Consider the following 16,242-nt stretch of genomic DNA (forward strand, 5'->3'; position numbering starts at 1 on the left):
GCAACGGCCAGGGACGGCCAACCATTCGAACTCGTTGCGCTGGCCAGCGATGTCCACTATCAGATCGGCGGGCTCATCGCCGAAGCCAGCATTCGCCAACGTTTCAGCAACCACAGCAACGACTGGGTCGAGGCCCAGTACCTGCTGCCCCTGCCTGAAGGTGCCGCCGTACATGACATGGTCCTGCGCGTGGGTGAGCGCGTCATCGTTGGCGAAATCCGCGAAAAGGAACAGGCGCGCGTCGAATACGTCGAGGCTGCGGCCACAGGCAAACGCGCTGCCCTGGTCGAATCGGATCGGGCTGGTCTGTTCCGCACAGCCGTGGCCAATGTCGGGCCGGGCGAGACGATCGAGGTCGAAGTGCGCTGGTGGCAGCAGGTCAGCTATCGCGACGACCGCTTCAGCCTGAGCCTGCCATTGACCTATACGCCGCGCTACCAGACCGCCAACGGCGAAGACACTGCAAGCGCTCCGTCAACATCGAGCGATGATCATCATTCCACCCATGCCCCCACGGTGGACGTGCGCATTGATCTCGATGCGGGCCTCGCCCTGGCAACGATCCAGAGCCCCACCCATCGCGTGAAGATCACGCAGAACGCATCGGGCTATGCGATTGCACTGGCGGATGGTCCGGCTGCTGCCGACCGCGACTTCGTTCTGGACTGGACCCCGGTGCTCGGAACGGCGCCGGCTTCAGCTGTGCTGAGCGAAACGATCCATGGCGAAACCTACGCCATGGTCATGCTCTTGCCGGACAGCCAGCTTGCCAACCCGCTGCCGCGCGAATTGATCCTCGTGATCGACACGTCGGGCTCGATGGGTGGCGCATCGATCGAACAGGCGCGCGCCGCGCTCGATCTGGCTCTGGCTTCGCTTCGCCCAAACGATCGTTTCAACGTGATCCAGTTCAACTCGGTGACCGAAGCGCTGTTCGACACCGCCGTGCCTGCGCGTGCTGCAGACGTTGCGATGGCGCGCCAGTGGGTCGCACGCTTGCATGCAACGGGTGGCACGGCGATGCAACCGGCGCTTGAGGCAGCACTTCGCGGCTCACCGCCATCGACCCATGTGCGCCAGGTTGTCTTCGCCACCGATGGCGCCGTCGACAACGCCGGTGGTCTCTTCCAGGTCATCGATCGTGACCTTGGGCAGTCCAGGCTTTTTCCTATCGGGATCGGCAGCGCACCGAACGCACAGTTCATCGAGCGTGCGGCGACTCTGGGCCGCGGGTCTTCGACCATCATTCGCAGCGGAACGGAAATCAGCGCGCGAATGAGCGAACTGTTCGGCAAACTCGACCGTCCTGCCCTGCGTGATCTCACGCTGAGCTGGCCCGGCACGGCTGACAGCTATCCGCAGCGACTGCCCGATCTGTATGCCGGTGAACCGCTGCTCATCGTTGCCAAGCTCTCGAACTTGAATGGCACCCTTGAAGCGCGCGCCATGGGCATGCAGGAAACATGGTCCTCGTCGCTGGCGCTGGGTCGTTCCGCCAGCGTGCCCGGCATTGGCCGCCTGTGGGCGCAGCGCAAGGTCGAAAGCCTCGAACAATCAATCGACCATGGCGCGGATCCGGCGGCGGTGCGTTCGGATGTCTTGCAACTCGCGCTGGATCATCACCTGGTCAGCCGTTACACCAGCCTGATCGCCGTCGAACTGGTGCCGGCCCGCGATGAAATGCTTGATCTCGTATCCAGGCGCATCGCCAACGGAGCGCCGGCCGGAAGTGTCGCCTATGCCGCCACCGCAACCTCGGCACCGCTGCAATTCCTGATCGGTTTGGGGCTGCTCGCGCTGGCCGGCCTGTTCGGCATCGCCAGCATTCGGCGCAGCCGCTACGCCTGCTGACGAAGGAACTCCTGATGAACAAAAAATCGCCAATTTCGCCAGTGACCCTGACAGACGAGCACTACGAGCCGGCAGCAGAATGGCTGGGCGGTGACGCTTGGGTGAGCCCGCCACCGTTCACGCTTTGGGCGCCCGTTTGCGCGCAGGAAGCGCATTCCGAGCAAGCCGCAACAGACTGGATTCCTGTCTGATGGATGTTTCTGCTGATTCCGGGTCGCTGTTGCGCTTGCGATTTCAGCCCGTTGTTTGACGTTTGCGCACCTTCAACCATTGCGAGAAGAGATCATGATTCCAGATGTCGCTCGTGTCGTGTCGGCCGTCGCTTGCTTGATGATGTTTTCCAGCCTGGCTGCGCAGGAGACTTACTCTCAACGGTACAGCGCTGCGTCGCAACGGCGGGCGGAGAGCTCCATGGAGCAATTCCAGTCGAGACTCTCGGAATCGAGGGCTTCGGGAGATCGCTCTGAATCCAGAATCCTGCTCTCCTTCAACGAACTGGTTCCCGCCCGTGACGTCATTGCCGTGATGGATGCGATTGGCATCGAGATCGAAGACCTGCAGACTTCCGTTGGCGAGTCGCTATTTTCTTTTTCCATTGGCCAGGCAGATCGTCAACGGGCAGAAGCTTCCATTGCGCAGCAATTAGCGCGGTCCGTTGCAATCCAGGTTCGTCAAGACGAATGGCTACTCGCGAATGAGAGCAACGAGAAAACACGCTACTGGCTCAAGGAAGGCCTTCGGTTCTTCGATGCCTACCAGGCAAGCATCGAACAATCTCAAGTCCTGTTCATAAGCGGCGCAGGATGCGTTGCGTCCAATGACCAGATTGAACGTCTCATGCAAGCGTCACCGTCGTTGATTCGTGCCATCGAGTTTCAAGGAACGCTCAGGATGATGAGTATTCCGCTCGAGGCCTACAAAGGGCCGGGAGAGTGAAGTCTTCCATAGGTCTGATGGCATCACTTTCGGCCTTGACTACTTCGAAACAGTCGCCGCCGCTTGCTTTGTCCGGTCTAGTGAACATTCTTTTGGAAGCCACGGAATGAGATTGCTCAACCCGAGACGTTGCCGATTGGCCGCCTTCACGCTAACCGTGGCCGCCTGCGTGCCGCTGGCTCATGCCGGTTATATGGAAGCCAAGGCGGGCTTGGCCCAGTTGCTTCTTCAGCGGGCCTGGCAACAGGGACTTGAGAATGGGTCAGCCATCAAGCCCTGGCCCTGGGCCGATACCGCACCGATTGCCCGACTGCAGGTAGCGCGGCTGGGCATTAGTGAAATCATCCTGCGAGGTGACTCGGGCCGGACGCTGGCCTTCGGCCCTGGCTGGGCCGAGTCCAGCTCGGTGCCCGGCAAGCCGGGTCTCAGCGTCATCAGCGCTCACCGCGACACGCATTTCTCATTCTTGCGTGATCTCGTTGCGGGCGACCAGATCGATATCCAGAGCGATCAGGCAAACCGGCGCTATGAAGTCGCATCACTGCGCGTGGTTGATGCTCGCGAGGGTGAGGTGGAGCTGGTACCTGACAGCGATGCGCTGATCCTCGTCACCTGCTTCCCTTTCGATACGTTCGAAGTCGGAGGACCGCTGCGCTTTGTGGTCACAGCGGTCCCCGTGGCCGCAGGTCAGGCTCAACCTTCGGTAGTGGCATCGCTCGATTCATCGCCATTGTCCATCGGCGCACCGCGACCACCCCGACGCTGATGACGGGTGTGCTTGCGTTCCGCACGTTGCTCCAGCTTCCATGCCGCGTAGGTCGCATAGGCATCATCGCCCAGCTCGGCGCGCAGTTCCGCCGTGGTCTGTTCCTTGATAGCCTGATGAGCTGATCGCTCGGCTTCGAGCAAGGCCTTGTGCTCGGCCCTCTGCTCGGTCTCGATGCGGAAAATGGTGTCGCGTTGCGCCTGGGTCAGGCCGGGAATCGTCGCCAGCACTTCTTCGCTTGGCATGTGCTTGTGGCGCGATTGGGCAAAACCGGGCGCTGCCGCCAACAGTGCCGTGAGCAGGCCCAGGACCAGGGTGTTTCGGATCGGGTTCTTCATGGTGATTCCTCGTTGGGGATGAGCGCGCCTGTAGCGCATTGAAACCTGCAGGGACCAGGGTGCTCCCTGCTGTTGTTTGCGAAGGTCCGAGGCATGAGGTTCATTCGAATCCACCTGCGGTTGCCTTCACGAACACAGGTTGCAGGGGAAATGCGCAGCGAGAGCGCAGGAATCATGGATTTTTTGCGCAGAAGACCCCGGCTCCCCGTACAAGCGGTATCGTGTGCAACAGCTCTGCAGCATTGAACTCACGCATGAACCTGCGCCTCTGGCAACGCCTATTCCTGACCTTTGCCGCCCTCAGCAGCGTGGCTTTGGCAGGCTTCGTGTTCTGGCAGCAGCAGGCTTTCCGCAAGGGATTCCTCGGCTACATAGAAGAGGTCACGCTGGAGCGCCTGCAGCCCGCCACTCAGCGTCTGGCCGCGGCCTACGTCGAAAACGGCGACTGGCAATTCCTGCGTGAAAACGAGCACCAGTTCGCCGACCTGCTTGAACCGGACCTGCATCGACTGCGGCGCAATCCGGATCAGCGACACCGGCCTCCATCGCGGGAGCGTGCGCCAACCGAAGGTGCCCAGGATCGACCGTCGCCGGAACATCGCGCGCATGTCCGCGCCATGCGCGCCCGTCTTGCTGAAGCCAACCTGGTATCGCGCCTGCTTCTGGTCGATGCCGACAACCGGCCCGTGGTTGGTGACCCCGAAATCCGGACCAATGCGATCGGCCTGCCAATCGAAGTCGACGACGCGCTGATCGGCACCTTGTATCTGGCCCGGCTGCCACAGTTGCGTGGCGCAACCGATGTGGCCTTCGCACGCGAGCAGTTGCGCAACGCCCTGGTGGCAGGCATTGCCATCCTGGCGCTTGCCCTGTTGCTTGCCTTCGCGCTGGCACGCTGGCTACTGGAGCCGGTGCGTGAGCTGGCAGCAGGTACGCGCGCACTGGCAGCCGGTGACTATGGCCGGCGCGTGGGCGACAAGCGCCGCGATGAACTCGGCGCCCTCGCTCAGGATTTCAACCATCTCGCCGTGACCCTCGAGCAGCATCGTGAGGCGCGCCGTCGCTGGGGTGCGGATATCGCCCACGAATTGCGCACGCCACTGAGCGTCCTGCGCGGAGAGATCCAGGCCTTGCAGGACGGAGTTCGCGAAGTGACTCCCGAGGCGCTGAACTCCCTGCATACCGAATGCGAGCGAATGGGCAACCTGATCGAGGACCTCTACCAGTTGGCCCTGGCCGATGCCGGCGCCCTGGAATACAGGTTTGCAACGGTCGATCTTGCCGGATTGCTGGGCGACACCGTCACTGCGCTGGAGCACAGCTTCGCGGATGCCGGTCTGGAACTCGAGTTGCACATCGGCAAGGTTCCGGCCATCCGCGGCGATAGCCGGAGGCTCGAACAACTGGTCGACAATCTCCTGGCAAATTGCAGGCGCTACACGGATGCGCCGGGTCGGGTCAGGGTCGAACTGCGCATGCACGATGGTCATGTGCAGTTGCTGATCGAGGACACGGCACCAAATGTGCCGGATGCCTCCCTGCCGCGAGTGTTTGATCGACTATATCGCGTCGATATCTCCCGCAACCGGGCAGCAGGTGGCGCTGGCCTGGGCCTGGCCATCTGCAAGGCGATCGTCGAAGCACATGAAGGCTCCATCGAGGCGAGCCATTCCGAGCTTGGCGGGTTGCGCATCTCAGTTGCCTTGCCGACGCTCGACAGCATCCGATGACTTCCAAGACGCACATCCTGGTCGTCGAGGACGAACCAAAACTTGCCAGTCTGGTCCGCGACTACCTGGTTGCAGGCGGATTCGAAGCCAGCATTCTCGAGCAGGGCGTCGGAGCCGTGGAGTGGATTCGCGAACACCAGCCCGCGGCCATCCTGCTCGACATCAACCTGCCAGGCCTCGACGGGCTGAGCATTTGCCGGGAAGTTCGAGCCTTCTCCGATGTCCCCATCCTGCTGGTCACGGCGCGAGTCGAAGAGATCGACCGCCTGCTGGGCCTCGAGCTCGGTGCCGATGACTACATCTGCAAACCGTTCAGCCCGCGTGAAGTGGTGGCCCGGGTTCGCGCCGTGCTGCGCAGGTCAAACCCGGCTACTGCACGCCCCTCTCCGGCGGTCGAGCTCGACGAGGATCGTTTCGAGGCCCGTATCCACGGCCAGGCTCTGAACCTGACCCCGGTCGAATTCCGCCTGCTGGGCAAGCTCGCCTCGCAACCGGGCCGGGTTTTCGCGCGCGACCAGCTGATTGGCGCGCTTTATGCAGATCACCGCGTAGTCAGTGATCGGACGGTCGACAGTCACGTCAAGAATCTGCGGCGCAAGCTGTCTGATCTTGGCTACGACCCGATTTCCGCCGTCTATGGAGTCGGCTATCGGTTCGAATGGGAACAGCCCCAAGCCGAAAATCAGGGCTGATTGGCAGGGTAAGACTGTGCCCATTTTTGTCATTGCGGGCCAAAACACTTTAAAACAGCCGACGCATTGCCTAGCATGCTGGTCGGATTGAGAGGGGATTCCAATGTTCGAGCACGCTATTCCGGTCAAGACGGCTACCGGCCGCCTGGAAATTGATGAGCGCAAGCAGAAGTTGGGTGCGCGCCATCGCATGGTGCTCATCTCGATAAATGGAGAGCGCTCGGTCGCGTCTATCCGCAAGCAGTTCGCTGCCATCAACGAGATCGATACGCTACTCGAGGACTTGCTTGTCGGCGGCATGATCGAGGTGGCCAACGAAGCAGAGATTGCGGTCGAACCGACTGCAGCAGCGATCACGGCGCCACCGCCCGAGATGCAGCCGGTCGTGGAGGCAAGAATCGCCACTCCAGCCAGTGCCGAGGCCTCCCCTCCGGCATCTCTGGCCACCGGCAGTGATGAAGGTCTGCACGAAGCGCGCGACTACATGAGCCGCACGTTGAGCGCCAAGGTGGGCATCCGCGCCTTCCTGTTCACCCAGAAGGTCGATCGCTGCCAGACACGCGAGGCATTGCACGAACTATTGCCGGAATTCCGCCGCCTGTTGAGGAAAAACCTCGATGCCGGCCGCGTGAATGAATTCAGCGCCAATGTCGAGCAGCTGATCGGCCAGGGCTGAGGCCGCATCCGCACACGCCCATGGGGCGGGCTGTGCGATGCTTGAGTCGCCACCGCCGCCCCTGATTCAAGGCAACACCGATCAAGTGGCACAACCGTCATGGCATCCAGAAGGTCTGCCAGTCGTGCTGCGAGGCGCGGTTGAGGCTGGCGGACCTTGGCAAGGCTCGTGGTGCGACTGGCGCGCCTTCTGAACGCCACCTTTTCCACTGAAAATCAGTCGGTCAGGCGACGCCTGTCTGCGCGCAGCTCTTTGTTGCGCTGCCTTGAAGCGATTGCATGGATGCAGGAGGTATAGGTCCCTCCTGCGCATGCGACATTCGCACATCCATGTGCATCACAACGCAGGGGCAGTTGCCGACGACTGCATGGATGCAGGAGGTAGGGCAACGCAGGAGCAGTTGCCGAGACGGCCACTCCATCTGCGCAAGCGCGCCGCGATCTGCACGCAGTCAGGTATCGTGACGATTGCGCCACTTGAACAGTGTTGCCTCAATGCTCAACAAACTCTGGCTCGGATTCTTCCTGACCGCCACCGTGGCCGGACTCGCACGCTGGTTTTCCGATGGCGACGGCTCGGTCTTCGCGGCCATGGTCGCCAGCCTGTTCGACATGGCCCGACTTTCCGTTGAAGTCATGGTGCTTCTCTTCGGCACCCTCAGCCTGTGGCTGGGCTTCCTGCATATCGCGGAGCAAGCCGGTCTGATCCGGGTTCTGTCGCGCTGGCTTGGACCCCTGTTTGCCCGACTCATGCCTGATGTGCCGCGCGGGCATCCCGCGATAGGCCTGATCACGCTCAATTTTGCCGCCAACGGACTCGGTCTGGACAACGCCGCCACGCCGATCGGCCTGCGCGCCATGCGCGAGTTGCAGACTCTGAATACGCAGCCCGATACAGCCACCAATGCGCAGATCCTGTTCCTTGTACTGAACGCGTCATCGTTGACCCTGCTGCCGGTATCCATCTTCATGTATCGCGTCCAGCAGGGTGCGCCGGATCCGACTATGGTGTTCCTGCCGATCCTGCTGGCCACCAGCGTGTCCTCGCTGGCCGGCTTGCTGATCGTGGCCCTTGTCCAGCGCCTGAAGCTCTGGGATCCCGTCGTGCTCGCCTATCTGGGCGCAGGCGCGATCCTGCTCGGTGGCTTCATCACCCTGCTGGCCACCTTGTCGGCCGCGGCACTGGCTGCGCTCTCGTCCCTGCTCGGCAACCTGGTCCTGTTTGGCATCATCATTGCGTTTCTCCTGATCGCTGCCATGCGCCGGGTGCCGGTGTACGAGAGCTTCATCGAGGGCGCGAAGCAAGGCTTTGAAGTTGCCAGGGATCTGCTGCCCTATCTGGTCGCCATGCTTTGTGCGGTTGGCGTTTTGCGCGCATCGGGAGCCCTCGACTTCCTCCTCGACGGCATCCGCTGGCTGGTTGCCACGTCTGGCTGGGACACTCGCTTTGTCGATGCATTGCCGACCGCACTGGTCAAACCACTGTCAGGCAGTGCGGCGCGCGCGATGCTGATCGAGACAATGAGCACGCACGGTGTCGACAGCTTTCCGGCCCTGCTCGCGGCAACCATGCAGGGCAGCACCGAAACCACGTTCTATGTGCTCGCCGTCTATTTCGGCGCGGTCGGTGTTCGCCGAGCCCGACATGCGGTCGGCTGCGCCCTGTTCGCCGAATTGGCCGGCGTTCTGGCATCGATCGGCGTGTGCTATTGGTTCTTCGCCTGACCTTGGCGCATAGCCCGCCGGCGCAAGCAAGCCTGCCGCTTCCAGAGGTTGGCGGAACGCACGGCGCTGGACGAAGTCGGCCCGGGCAGGCACGATTGTCGGTTCGCTCTTGCTGATAGGACGATTCGCTTCGCATGGAAGAATCGGTTTTCCGCCAGTTGTTGTCGCGCAGCACCAACGCGGTGCTCGACCAGCACACACTTGCCAAGGGCGCCGATTACCTGCGCCGGGGGCGCGTGCGCGAGATCTGGTACGAAAGTGCGGGTGATGCCGGAACGCTGTTTGGCTCCATCCAGGGGCGCGATGCGGACCCGTACACCTCAGCGATCCTGATCGGCATCAACGGTGGCAAACCGAAGTTCGATACCCAGTGCACCTGCCCTCTGGAAGGTGAATGCAAGCACGTCGCGGCGATCGCACTGAAGATGCTGGGCGGCAGTGATGCGCTGGAAAGTCGTGCATCGACCGGCACGAATCGCCCCGATCTCGGTGCGTGGAAGCCCTGGTTTGATTCCTTTGCCGAAGTGCCCGCGGCGGCAAGACGGCAGCCGGCGGCCATGGATTCGGGCCTGGTGTTCGGAATTCTGCTGCGGATTGGCGATGGCACCTTGCCGGGCATGCAGGCGCAGCCGGTCTGGCTGAAACCGAACAAGCGTGGCGGACTTGGATCACCCCAGCCCGTTGGCCAGTTCCAGTTCGGAGCCGACCCCTGGCAACGCCTTACCGTGCACCAGTTCGAGCACGTCGCACGCCTGCGCATGGCCAGCCCGCACTACGCGTCCAGTGCCTGGTACCCCCTCACCGGGGAGCGCGACGAAGCACTGCTCGAAATACTGCTTGCCGAATACCCGTGTTTCGTCGAGAAGCCATCGCGAGGCCAGGTCAATCTGGGTGAAGCGCGCACGCTCGACTGGGGCTGGCAGTTGTTCGAGGATGGCAACCAGAAACTGGTACCGCAGCTCGAGCTCGCGGACGCTGGCACCCGCCTGCTGCGCATCGCCCAGATCTGGTACTACGACCCTGCCAAGCTTGCCGTCGGCCGCGTCGAGGGCGACACCCGCGTTATCGATGCAGCCCTGCGCGCCCCGGCCCTGATGCCCGAGCACGCCGAATTCGTCGTTGAACACTGGCACAAGACGCACCAGCTGGAAGGACTACCCAAACCCGCCAAGGCGAGCGCGCCGCAAACCCACAAAGTGGTGCCGACACCGGTCCTGACCTTGCGCGCGTTTCCCGTCATGACAGTCACCAGCGGAACCGCACAACGCTACCAGGCCGGCAGTGTGCGCCTGAGTTTCGATTACAACGGACCCCGGCTTCCGTTTTCGCCGGTGAAGCCTCGCGAGCGGCGCCTGCACGAGGGCAAATTGCTCGAAATCGTGCGCGATCGCTCGGCCGAAATCGCCGCCTGCGAACAACTGGAAGTACTTGGCCTGATCGATGTCGAACTGCTGCCGCGCATGGCCAACCTGCCGCGCGACGCATTTGCCGATGGCGACTTCGTACTCGAGCCGCGACGTGGCCAGCTGATTGCTGCCGAACATCTGTTCGCGCTGGCACCGCGTCTGCGCGATCACGGATTCCGCCTCGAAACCGATGCAGGGTTTCCGTTCGAATTGCTCGACGAACCTGACGACTGGTTTGCCGAGATCGAGGAATCGGGCAATGCCTGGTTCGACCTGAGCCTCGGCATCGATATCGGAGGCGAGCGGGTCGACTTGCTTCCGATCCTGCGCCGCCTGCTTTCCGATCCCGGCTTCCCGCTGGTGCCGCGCAAGGGCGAAGACGCCGATGCCCTGTGGCTGGTACCCATCGACGATCGACGTCGCGTGCCATTGCCGCTCAGTCGACTGCGCCAGCTCATGGCGCCATTGCTCGAATGGCTGCAGGAATTGCCTGAACATGACGCGGATCAGGGCAGCCTGCGTCTGCGCCGTTCGCAGGGCACGGTGCTCGATGAGTTGTCGGCCGGCAATGACATGCCGTGGCGTGGCGGCGAACGCCTGCGCAATGAATTGTCGCGTTTGCGCGAGGCACGGACCCCAGCCACGGAACCGGAGGGCTTCAACGCCACCTTGCGCGCCTATCAGCGTGATGGACTGGCCTGGCTGGGCTTCCTCGCCGATGCCGGCCTGGGTGGCGTTCTGGCCGACGACATGGGCCTGGGCAAGACCGTGCAGGTGCTGGCCCATCTTTTATCCGAGAAGCAGCGCGGACACCTGCAACAGCCCACCCTGGTGGTCGCCCCGACCAGTCTTGTTTCGAACTGGCGCGACGAAGCACGGCGATTCACCCCGGACCTTTCCGTTCTCGTCCTGCATGGACCCGCACGCGCCGGTCTGCATGAAGCCATCCCGCATCACGATCTGGTCATCACCACGTATCCACTTCTCGCCCGCGATCGCGACGAGCTGCTCACGCATGAATATGCCTTGCTGGTTCTCGATGAATCACAGGTGGTCAAGAACGCCAAGAGCCAGGCCGCGAAAATCGTGCGCGAGATTTCCGCGCGTCGTCGCCTTGCCATGACCGGCACGCCACTGGAAAATCACCTCGGCGAGCTTTGGGCACAATTCGATGCAGTCGAACCGGGCCTGCTTGGCAGTGAGCGTCATTTCACGCGTTTCTTCCGCACGCCGATCGAGAAGCACAATGATGCCGAGCGTCGCGACCGGCTGAGTCGGCGCATTGCTCCGCTGCTGTTGCGCCGACGCAAGGAAGATGTACTCGATGACCTTCCCGAAAAAACACTGATTCCGCGCAACATCGAACTGGATGGCGCGCAACGTGAACTCTACGAAACCCTGCGCCTGGCCCAGCATGAACGCGTGCTCGCCGAAGTGCAGAAACGCGGCCTCGCACAGAGCGGCATCATCGTCCTCGATGCCTTGCTGAAACTTCGCCAGGCCTGCTGTGATCCGCGCCTGGTCAAGCTTGAAGGCGCCAAGCGCATCAAGGAGTCAGCCAAGCTCGAGCTGCTGCTGGAGCTGACCGACAGCCTGGTTGCCGAAGGTCGTCGCATCCTCGTGTTCAGCCAGTTCGCCGAAATGCTCGACCTGATCGCCAAGGCCCTGACCCTGCGCAAGCAGAAGTTCCAGATGCTGACCGGACAAACGCCGGGAAGCCAGCGCGCGGATCTGGTTGCACACTTCCAGGCAGAACAGGTTCCGATCTTCCTGATCAGTCTCAAGGCCGGCGGAGTCGGCCTCAACCTCACTGCCGCCGATACCGTCATCCACTATGATCCGTGGTGGAATCCGGCCGTCGAAGCACAGGCCACCGATCGCGCCCATCGCATCGGCCAGGACAAGCCGGTCTTCGTCTACAAGCTGATCTGCACAGGCACCGTCGAGGAAAAAATCCAGGCGTTGCAGGTGCGCAAGGCCAGCCTCGCCGAAGCCGTGCTCGAAGGCGGCAGCACGCAGGCGCTTCGATTTGACGAAGAAGATCTCGCCGAACTGTTCGCGCCGCTCTGACTATTGCGGTCGTAGATGCGAATCAGCGCCTGCTTTTGCGACAGTCGAGACAGACAGGCTCCGACCCTGGTGGCACTGACTTAAGTTCGTGGTGAGCCGAGCCTGTCTCCGGATCGAGTCCGGGGACAAACGGCACTTACTTGACCGCTCGCCATCCCGACGAAACATCGGGGAGGGTGTTAAGGCAACGCTGATCTAGGGGAAATCAACCTCACTTGAACATGCGTGCCGAATGATTGTCCTATGCTTGAGTCACTCCATTCAGACTGTCTGGTCCATGCATGAGTTTTCGATTCCGATACCTCCCCTTCCTCGCTGCATGCACAGCCATGCTGTTCGCGTCCCCGTGCGCTAGCGCAGCCGCCGTGCAAGCCGAACATGTCAGCGTCGAACTGATCAGTGAGTCGAACGCATTGGTGCCCGGCAAGATCGCATGGTTTGGCCTGCACCTGCGCCATGATCCGCACTGGCACAGCTACTGGATCAATCCCGGTGATTCCGGCTTGCCGACACGACTGAAGTGGACACTGCCGGATGGCTACGCAGCGGATGCAATCGTCTGGCCTGCGCCGTCCCGATTCGAAATCAGTGGTCTCTACAATTTCGGTTATGCCGATGAGGTCCTCCTGCCGGTGGCCATCCATGTTCCGGATGACGCGACGCCAGGCCAGTCCGTGTCCCTGGCAGTGGAAGCCAAGTGGCTTGTCTGCCGCGAGGAATGCATCACCGGCAAGGCCGCGCTCGATCTCGAACTGCCGGTTGCCGAGAATGGAAATCCCGGCGAGGCCCTTGGCGCGAAGCTGTTTCAGGCAGCGCGTAGTGCGACACCAGATCCAGTCTCGTGGACAGGCAAGGCAAAGCTGCACGGCGATCAGATCGAGATACGCCTGGACGGTGCCGAACTTCCCAAGATCGAAGGCCTGGATGTCTTTGCCGTCGCGCGCCGCGTTCTCGGCAACGCACCTGCAGAGTTTCGCAGGGTAGGCGACAGCCTTGTCATCATCGCGAAAAAGAACGATTACTACGCCGAGACGCCGGCCATGCTCGATCTCGTTCTGACTTCAAGAATGACGAATGGCCATGTCAGGAGCTGGCAGGTTCGCGTACCGTTTGTTGATGTCGCGACGCCAGGTTGAGCGCACCCTGGTGAGCATTGCCCTTACTTGATTGTCGCCGCTTGCGTCGCAATATTGGTCCTCCAGAAGAGTGAATTCGTGCGACCGCAGTACAAGCAGCCTGACCCACGTCTGATACTGAAAACCACGGCAACGAAGGTCAGCCATTCTTGCAAGGTCAACTTCACCTCCCCGTACAGGAAACCCAGCCATGTTTAGCCGAAACGTTCTATTCAGCGCACTCGCCAGCATGACCATCAGCGCTTCCGCATTCGCCAGTGTCGAGGTGGGGCAGCCGGCCCCGGATTTCAGCCTTACCGGTGCTGATGGCAAGACCCATTCACTGGCTGACTATCGGGGCCAGACTGTCGTCCTCGAATGGAACAACCCCGAGTGTCCGTTCGTGAAGAAGCACTACGGCGGCAACAACATGCAGAAGCAACAGGCAGACGCGGTAGCCGGCGGAGCGGTATGGCTCACGATCAACTCCGGCGCACCCGGCAAGCAGGGCCAGCTGGATGCGGATTCCGCCAATGCCTATATCGCCAGCACCCATGCGAAGCAGACGGCCTACCTGTTTGACCCGGATGGCAAGGCAGGACACGCCTACGGCGCACGCACGACACCGCACATGTATGTGATCGACGGGGAAGGCATACTCCGCTATGCCGGAGGCATCGATTCCATCGCCAGTGCGGACAAGGAAGATATTGCCGAAGCCACCCAGTTTGTTCCGCAGACCCTCGCTGAACTTGCCGCCGGCAAGCCTGTATCCATGACCAAGTCCGAGCCCTACGGTTGCTCGGTCAAATACGGAGGCTGACAACCATGCGCGCACTATTCGTTCTGCTGCTCTGGGCCATTGTCCTCGTGCTGTGCTGGCCGGTCGCCCTGGTGCTGTTGATCCTGTGGCCGATCCTCTGGCTGCTTTCGATCCCGTTCCGCATTGTCGGCGCGCTGATGGAAGGCATCCTCGCCCTGATCAAGGCCATCTTCCTGCTACCTGCACGCATCCTGGGCTATCGACCACCCACACCGACGCAGTAACTCAATGCCATCAGGCCCGCGCAATCTGCGCGGGCCAGTTGCAGGCATCAGGGCTGGCCACGTGCGGCACCTGCAACATTCCTGAAGGCAGATCGTTGCTCGATCACATGAGCCCCCTTGTCGTCCTGATTCTCGCCGTGCTCGGCTTCGTGCCTGCAGCGGCCAGCGCATATGCAGTCGAACCGGATCCCGTCAGGGGTTCACTGGACCTGTCTGGTTGAACTGTGGCCAGTACCTACTCCCATAGGGCCAAGGCGAAACCAGAGGCAAGTACGACTTCAAGAACTACGCTGATCAGGATGGCCTTTCCGGCTCGCTTTGCCTTGAACTCGTACAGACCAAGAATGGCCAACAGCAGGAGCGCGATGAGCATCGCAATGGATATGGCCGAGCGAAAGTCCGACGGCGGCGCGGCCCTGCCAAGGAACAGCATGATGGCAATGCCGAAATAGACGGCGCCGAGGCGCCGGCCAACCAGCAGCCCCTGTGGGTTCGCTTCAAGCCCCCAGCGCCTGAGCAAGATGCTTCCAGCGAAGAGCCACCCGAGCCCCAACACCAGGCCGGCGATGGAGGTAGCAACTGCCGCGATCGTGAAGGTCATCCAATTCGCCTCTTTCTGAGTTCAAGACAACGCTGACTGATGGGCCCAGCACCTGTTTTGCGTGCCGCGACCTGTACGCATACAGGTGTCTCGGAGTTTGCGCCAACTGATTCAGGTGCAAAAGGTTCTAGTTGCCCGGCACCAATACATTGTCGATGGCAGCCAACGCTCGTTCTCCCGTTTGAATCTGTGCGTCAAGGTCGCTCGGCACTGCCACGACATCACCGGTCCACTCTGTGAGAAGCAGCTGGATCTGCGGATGATTGGCTATCGTCTTCACTGCTCTTGCTGCCTAGTCATCGGAAACGCCTCTTGGGCAATTCAGCGCATAGGATTCGTACCCGTCTTTCAACTGATGGCAAATCGCCCAGTATGATTCCTGCGCTTCAACAGGAATCATCTGACGAACAAGGGACCGATACGCGGGCTTGTCGATCATGGCTTGGACGATCTGGAGATTCTGCGCGTAAAAGGCCTCTACTGCCTCAACGATTGGGCGCGCGCTGGGAATTCCGAGACGGCGCATCTCGTCGCACGTCGTTCTCGGGATGCTCATGCCCTGCCATTGCGATGCGTGCATGAAGTCGACGAGGACTTGCCAGCAGTCATTGCCGCAAGGAATGTCGTTGGCGGGAAATGACAGCGATCGCTTGCCGGCTGCTGCCGCCTGCGCATAACCGTCGCCTCTGTTCTTCGAAAGCTGGATACCATCCTCGATCTCCGACTTCAGTTCCGCCAGCAATCCAAGCTCTCGAGCATTGAAGGCTCTCGAGTCGTTCCAATTGGCTACCTGTATACCGATAAACACGCCAACGACGACGATTACGAAATCGATTCCGATGGCGAACCAATTCTGGGCTTTGACGTGCTGGGTGAGTCGGCGCAATAACATTTTTCCAGGGTCCGATTCATTTGATGTTCAATTGAATTAGCACTCCTGCTTTGGATAAGCAGCAATCCGTCAGTTTCCATACGGGCGATTCTCTGCCCCCCGAAATATGCTGGACATTCTGTTGCGTCGCAGTTCTGCTGAGGCCATGTGCCCACGCTTTCACGCGGCTGCGCAACAACTTTCCGGGTGCAGGGCCTTTTCGGGCATCTGCATCCAATGCTGACGATACTTGTGCAGTGTATTCATCTTGTCAGGCTACTTGATGCCCACCACCATTGAATCGGGCCCCACCAGGTGCTCAACACGCGTTTCGCTGAATCCAGCCTCGCGCATCCACGAGATGCAATCGGCGCCCGAATAGTCAAAACCCGCTGGCGTCTCGATCAACATGTTCAGGC

At 61.2% G+C, this 16,242-nt stretch carries 15 protein-coding genes; 12 read left to right on the plus strand and 3 right to left on the minus strand.

Features of this window, described 5'->3' with window-relative positions:
* The 4 genes from WBP53_RS12035 to WBP53_RS12050 all read left to right on the plus strand — a co-directional run.
* The coding region (locus WBP53_RS12035; RefSeq protein ID WP_423929239.1) for a marine proteobacterial sortase target protein at positions 1-1,851 on the plus strand (1,851 nt) is incomplete at its 5' end.
* A gap of 14 nt (positions 1,852-1,865) precedes the next feature.
* Positions 1,866-2,042 carry a hypothetical protein gene (locus WBP53_RS12040; RefSeq protein WP_423929241.1) on the plus strand — a complete coding sequence of 59 codons (177 nt, stop codon included), beginning with the start codon at positions 1,866-1,868 and terminating at the stop codon, positions 2,040-2,042.
* A gap of 94 nt (positions 2,043-2,136) precedes the next feature.
* Positions 2,137-2,787 carry a hypothetical protein gene (locus WBP53_RS12045; RefSeq protein ID WP_423929243.1) on the plus strand — a complete coding sequence of 217 codons (651 nt, stop codon included), beginning with the start codon at positions 2,137-2,139 and terminating at the stop codon, positions 2,785-2,787.
* A 106-nt stretch (positions 2,788-2,893) separates the two neighbouring features.
* Positions 2,894-3,553: a class GN sortase gene (locus tag WBP53_RS12050; RefSeq protein ID WP_423929245.1), complete on the plus strand. Its 660-nt coding sequence runs from the start codon at positions 2,894-2,896 to the stop codon at positions 3,551-3,553.
* On the opposite strand, the gene WBP53_RS12055 is transcribed toward WBP53_RS12050, so the two are convergent.
* On the minus strand, positions 3,481-3,891 hold the full coding sequence (locus WBP53_RS12055) for a hypothetical protein (RefSeq protein WP_423929247.1): 411 nt from the start codon (positions 3,889-3,891) through the stop codon (positions 3,481-3,483). The two genes, WBP53_RS12050 and WBP53_RS12055, sit on opposite strands and share 73 nt — an antisense overlap.
* A gap of 254 nt (positions 3,892-4,145) precedes the next feature.
* Between WBP53_RS12055 and WBP53_RS12060 the strand changes: the two genes are divergently transcribed.
* From WBP53_RS12060 to WBP53_RS12095, 8 genes are all read left to right on the plus strand, one after another.
* Complete coding sequence (locus tag WBP53_RS12060; protein ID WP_423929249.1) at positions 4,146-5,621, plus strand: ATP-binding protein; 1,476 nt, start codon at positions 4,146-4,148, stop codon at positions 5,619-5,621.
* Positions 5,618-6,313 carry a response regulator gene (locus WBP53_RS12065; RefSeq protein WP_423929251.1) on the plus strand — a complete coding sequence of 232 codons (696 nt, stop codon included), beginning with the start codon at positions 5,618-5,620 and terminating at the stop codon, positions 6,311-6,313. Before WBP53_RS12060 ends, WBP53_RS12065 begins: the two co-directional genes overlap by 4 nt.
* Positions 6,314-6,416: 103 nt before the next feature.
* A complete protein-coding gene (locus WBP53_RS12070; protein WP_423929253.1) occupies positions 6,417-6,989 on the plus strand; it encodes a hypothetical protein in 573 nt (190 codons plus the stop codon).
* A 476-nt stretch (positions 6,990-7,465) separates the two neighbouring features.
* Positions 7,466-8,713, plus strand: coding sequence for a nucleoside recognition domain-containing protein (locus WBP53_RS12075; protein WP_423929255.1), 1,248 nt, complete (start codon positions 7,466-7,468; stop codon positions 8,711-8,713).
* A gap of 134 nt (positions 8,714-8,847) precedes the next feature.
* Positions 8,848-12,189: an SNF2-related protein gene (locus WBP53_RS12080; RefSeq protein ID WP_423929257.1), complete on the plus strand. Its 3,342-nt coding sequence runs from the start codon at positions 8,848-8,850 to the stop codon at positions 12,187-12,189.
* Between the two features lie 329 nt (positions 12,190-12,518).
* Positions 12,519-13,325, plus strand: coding sequence for a protein-disulfide reductase DsbD domain-containing protein (locus WBP53_RS12085; protein WP_423929259.1), 807 nt, complete (start codon positions 12,519-12,521; stop codon positions 13,323-13,325).
* Positions 13,326-13,515: 190 nt separating this feature from the next.
* A complete protein-coding gene (locus WBP53_RS12090; RefSeq protein ID WP_423929261.1) occupies positions 13,516-14,127 on the plus strand; it encodes a redoxin domain-containing protein in 612 nt (203 codons plus the stop codon).
* Between the two features lie 5 nt (positions 14,128-14,132).
* On the plus strand, positions 14,133-14,351 hold the full coding sequence (locus WBP53_RS12095) for a hypothetical protein (RefSeq protein ID WP_423929263.1): 219 nt from the start codon (positions 14,133-14,135) through the stop codon (positions 14,349-14,351).
* A 235-nt stretch (positions 14,352-14,586) separates the two neighbouring features.
* Here WBP53_RS12095 and WBP53_RS12100 read toward each other — a convergent pair whose 3' ends face one another.
* Positions 14,587-14,952, minus strand: a complete 366-nt coding sequence (locus WBP53_RS12100) for a hypothetical protein (RefSeq protein ID WP_423929265.1) — start codon at positions 14,950-14,952, stop codon at positions 14,587-14,589.
* A 292-nt stretch (positions 14,953-15,244) separates the two neighbouring features.
* Positions 15,245-15,844: a hypothetical protein gene (locus tag WBP53_RS12105; RefSeq protein ID WP_423929267.1), complete on the minus strand. Its 600-nt coding sequence runs from the start codon at positions 15,842-15,844 to the stop codon at positions 15,245-15,247.
* Positions 15,845-16,242: the final 398 nt, after the last annotated feature.

This window comes from Dokdonella sp. (assembly GCF_049593775.1).
Lineage (GTDB): Bacteria > Pseudomonadota > Gammaproteobacteria > Xanthomonadales > Rhodanobacteraceae > Dokdonella.

Coding starts and splice junctions, on each gene's coding strand:
- WBP53_RS12040 (WP_423929241.1), top strand. CDS start 1,866: ATGAACAAAAAATCGCCAATTTCGCCAGTGACCCTGACAGACGAGCAC.
- WBP53_RS12045 (WP_423929243.1), top strand. CDS start 2,137: ATGATTCCAGATGTCGCTCGTGTCGTGTCGGCCGTCGCTTGCTTGATG.
- WBP53_RS12050 (WP_423929245.1), top strand. CDS start 2,894: ATGAGATTGCTCAACCCGAGACGTTGCCGATTGGCCGCCTTCACGCTA.
- WBP53_RS12055 (WP_423929247.1), bottom strand. CDS start 3,891: ATGAAGAACCCGATCCGAAACACCCTGGTCCTGGGCCTGCTCACGGCA.
- WBP53_RS12060 (WP_423929249.1), top strand. CDS start 4,146: ATGAACCTGCGCCTCTGGCAACGCCTATTCCTGACCTTTGCCGCCCTC.
- WBP53_RS12065 (WP_423929251.1), top strand. CDS start 5,618: ATGACTTCCAAGACGCACATCCTGGTCGTCGAGGACGAACCAAAACTT.
- WBP53_RS12070 (WP_423929253.1), top strand. CDS start 6,417: ATGTTCGAGCACGCTATTCCGGTCAAGACGGCTACCGGCCGCCTGGAA.
- WBP53_RS12080 (WP_423929257.1), top strand. CDS start 8,848: ATGGAAGAATCGGTTTTCCGCCAGTTGTTGTCGCGCAGCACCAACGCG.
- WBP53_RS12085 (WP_423929259.1), top strand. CDS start 12,519: ATGCTGTTCGCGTCCCCGTGCGCTAGCGCAGCCGCCGTGCAAGCCGAA.
- WBP53_RS12090 (WP_423929261.1), top strand. CDS start 13,516: ATGTTTAGCCGAAACGTTCTATTCAGCGCACTCGCCAGCATGACCATC.
- WBP53_RS12095 (WP_423929263.1), top strand. CDS start 14,133: ATGCGCGCACTATTCGTTCTGCTGCTCTGGGCCATTGTCCTCGTGCTG.
- WBP53_RS12100 (WP_423929265.1), bottom strand. CDS start 14,952: ATGACCTTCACGATCGCGGCAGTTGCTACCTCCATCGCCGGCCTGGTG.
- WBP53_RS12105 (WP_423929267.1), bottom strand. CDS start 15,844: ATGTTATTGCGCCGACTCACCCAGCACGTCAAAGCCCAGAATTGGTTC.